The sequence below is a fragment of the Yersinia sp. 1252 StPb PI genome (genome assembly GCF_048593885.1).
In the GTDB taxonomy this organism is placed as follows: Bacteria; Pseudomonadota; Gammaproteobacteria; order Enterobacterales; family Enterobacteriaceae; genus Yersinia; species Yersinia enterocolitica_E.
On record NZ_JAZGQE010000297.1, the window covers coordinates 1 to 3,071 of the forward strand.

Below are 3,071 nucleotides of genomic sequence, written 5' to 3' on the forward strand. Positions count from 1 at the left end.
GTATGAAGTATGAAATTTTGGGTGTTAATAGTTTACAAGATTTTTGGCTTGGAGTGTTTTTCTAAGCCTTAAATTGGGCTAATAGTGTGACAATCTACCCTCAATATATTGAACGGTGTGTGACATATTGCCTTGAGCAACCAGGATTTCTGGATGACTGTGACATATGACCCTCACTCTGGTGAGCTATGTTAGATAATTGCTATATGTGCTGGTCTTTCATGGGGAAAAAAAAACTGCCGACGTACACATGGAGGGTTATTTGTCACACTTCAGTGTAGGAAAATACGATGTGAGTCGTCATACGACCTGATTTTTTTTCAATATAATCAAGACTTATTGGCGTTCGTTTATTGATCTCTTCGACAATTGGATTGAGGAATCGGCGCCTGAAATCAGGCATTCGTGTATAGCTCTGTGGCAATTGATAGCGTTCAATCATCCATTTCACCCCCAGAATAGCGACCCCGGTCCCATCACTTCTTCTGTATTGGCATAATGACTCATAGAGTCGCATGGCATAGGGGCTGGTGATCTCTTTCGTTTCACCGAGACGAAACTGCGTAAATCGATTTTGTAAACCGATAAAGAAGGGAATGAGATACGGGTTTAAATGTACGCTGTACACGCCCCGAGCCGGACTGTGCGCACGCTTAATAAACCATGGATAGGACTCATAGCCTTTTTCATCCCCAAAATCCTCCTCAGGTCTATAGAACGTGACCTCTTTTCCGACAAAGTTTTTCAATGCATTACGAATATCTTTGCTGGCTTCCGCTGATGTTAAATTGAATATCTCGGCGTATTTTGACACGGCAATTTCACAGATGCCGTTATGCTGATCAATTCCTTGGACACTGTCCACTTTTCGGATCTGGTCAACAAAAAGATAAAGCATACGTTTCTGGTCTCGAGACAGGCTGTATGCGGCTTCGGTCAGTTCATTGGATTGAACGATACGTTGGCCAACTTTACGGGGCTTATTTTTTAATTCAGGCGCCATACCCATCTTTATCTCTGTGATAACTGTGACATGTCTGGATGTTGTCACGGGTGTGAGTCTCTGTCAAATTCCTGTGAATAAAGTCTATTCGTCAGGGCAATTTGTCACGGTTTTCAGGGCAAATTGTCACGATTTAACCCTGTGTTGAGGGTGATATGTCACGGAATGAGGGTGATTTGTCACGCTGGTTCTGCTGAGAGCCCCGTAATATAAGGCCTTGGAGTACCTCTAAAAAGGTTTAAAAAGGATCTTAAAAAGATCTATTAAAAATAAGCAGTGTATATGTGTGTAAGTCGCGATTTAGGCAAGAAAAATACAATAAAGATGTCGCTATCCGGCGAAGCCGGATGCTTCTCTCTTATTCGCTTCGCTTTTATGCTTCCTCCCTATGGCTACGCCTTCGGGCAATACAACATGACGACTTCAACATCACCATATATCCCTTAACAATAATGTCCAAAAGCAAATCCTATTTAAACTTTAAAACCTTCTCCGAAAGATCTCTGTAAATCCTGACTTACAGCCCCCTAAGCGCTGCCAGCAAGCTGTCCGCACTAAGGCCCCGATACATCGCGGCTATGCCGCGCTAACGGGGTTAAAAGGGCTTATATCACTCCTTCATTGGTAGTCAGTCCGCAAGGCTTAGCAGGGCGAAGGGGGGGGTTAGGATCTTTGATGATCCTCTACCGGCTTACGCCGGGTTTCAGCGGATTCGCTTCTGTGACACATGTTTCTTCAGATCACCGCTTTACATGCGCTAAGCGCATAAAGTCAGTGCTTCGATGGCGTTAAGGTGCTCTATCTGCGATAAATACGTTCAGATGAGCAATGAGGTTCTGCCCTAAAATGACCGTTCATCTATTTATTCTCGTTGTTTTCAGTCATGTCTTTTGTCTTCTTCACTATACGTATTACGGTTCGGTATGGAACCCCGCATAATCTGGCCGTATCGCGGATGCTCTGCTTGTTTTTAATCCTCAACTCAATAATCTTGTTGTGCAACTGCCGGTCAGCTTGTCGTCCCCTAAATTTCCCAGCCACTCTGGCTTTGGTTACCCCCTCTTCCTGACGCAGGCGTCATACTTTTACTGACTGCATTAATCTGGGAGTAACATCACATGAACAAGATCAGAGTTGTTGGTATCGATATCGCCAAATCTGTTTTCCAGGTATGTGTCTGGATGGTTGATAGCTCTGTTGCCTGGAACAGAAAAATATTGCGTCAGAAATTGCTGGATACGCTTCGCCAGTTTGAACCGGGTACTTTACTTGCTATGGAGGCCTGTTCAACCTCTCATTTCTGGGGGCGAACACTCAGTTCTATGGGATATAGCGTAAGACTTATGCCATGCCCCGCATGTGTGAAAGCGTTTGTCAGAAGCCAGAAGAGCGATGCACTGGCAATCTGCGAAACAGCATGCCGCCAAGGCATTCACTTTGTACCGGTCAAAACCACGTAACAGCAGGATATCAAAGCGCTGCGGAATACCTGTCAACTCATGGTTGAGCAGAGAACCACGCTGGCTAACCAACTTCGTTCTCTGCTCGCTGAATATGGCCTCATTATTCCTGTCGGGATCCAGCGTCTTCAGCAGCAATTACCAGAACTTATTGAAGATGCGTCTAATGACCTGACATTCACGCTTCGCCGTTACTTTATTCATTGCGGGAAGATATGCAGGCCCTGAATTAACGGATCACGTGTCTGGATAGCGAAATTGCTGCGGCATTTATCAGTGAGGTGGATGCAGTACAGTTCTCTAGTGGTAGAGAATTATCCGTCTGGTGCGGTCTTGTTCCACGGCAGCATAGTTCGGGAGGAAAACAAATATTGTCCTCTGTGACAAAAAATGGCAATCGTAGCCTGAGAACATTAGTCATCCATGGTGCGGGTAACTTTACCTACTTATAACGCCGGATATATGGCCGTAAACAGTATCGAACCAGTACTTGCAACACACGGGGCGTCCATATATGATCAATTAAAACTGGTCACTGTATTAGACTGTTCATAGAATAGTCGCTCTAATTCATTTGATGTTAAGCTACATAACCGCCATTTTGTTTT

The 3,071-nt window shown here is 44.5% G+C and carries 4 protein-coding genes and 1 pseudogene; 3 read left to right on the forward strand and 2 right to left on the reverse strand.

The features are described from left to right. Nucleotides 1–265 precede the first annotated feature (265 nt). Both repE and V2A85_RS22830 read right to left on the reverse strand, forming a co-directional pair. On the reverse strand, nt 266–1,009 hold the full coding sequence (repE, locus tag V2A85_RS22825) for a replication initiation protein RepE (protein WP_420072450.1): 744 nt from the start codon (nt 1,007–1,009) through the stop codon (nt 266–268). An 852-nt stretch (nt 1,010–1,861) separates the two neighbouring features. Then, a pseudogene (locus V2A85_RS22830) lies at nt 1,862–2,080 on the reverse strand (serine recombinase); the annotation flags it as partial. 41 nt (nt 2,081–2,121) lie between these two features. Here V2A85_RS22830 and V2A85_RS22835 point away from each other — a divergent pair. From V2A85_RS22835 to V2A85_RS22845, 3 genes are read left to right on the forward strand one after another with little or no spacing between them, the layout of a single operon-like run. Next, nucleotides 2,122–2,463, forward strand: coding sequence for a hypothetical protein (locus tag V2A85_RS22835; RefSeq protein WP_420072451.1), 342 nt, complete (start codon nt 2,122–2,124; stop codon nt 2,461–2,463). A 39-nt stretch (nt 2,464–2,502) separates the two neighbouring features. After that, entirely contained in the window at nt 2,503–2,691 is a 189-nt protein-coding gene (locus V2A85_RS22840) for a hypothetical protein (protein ID WP_420072452.1), read from the forward strand. 53 nt (nt 2,692–2,744) lie between these two features. After that, complete coding sequence (locus V2A85_RS22845; protein WP_420072453.1) at nt 2,745–2,915, forward strand: transposase; 171 nt, start codon at nt 2,745–2,747, stop codon at nt 2,913–2,915. The last annotated feature ends 156 nt before the right edge of the window (nt 2,916–3,071 follow it).

Bases quoted from the DNA above. Each gene is read 5' to 3' on its own strand.
- V2A85_RS22835 (WP_420072451.1), top strand. From the start codon at position 2,122: ATGAACAAGATCAGAGTTGTTGGTATCGATATCGCCAAATCTGTTTTC.
- repE (WP_420072450.1), bottom strand. From the start codon at position 1,009: ATGGGTATGGCGCCTGAATTAAAAAATAAGCCCCGTAAAGTTGGCCAA.
- V2A85_RS22840 (WP_420072452.1), top strand. From the start codon at position 2,503: ATGGTTGAGCAGAGAACCACGCTGGCTAACCAACTTCGTTCTCTGCTC.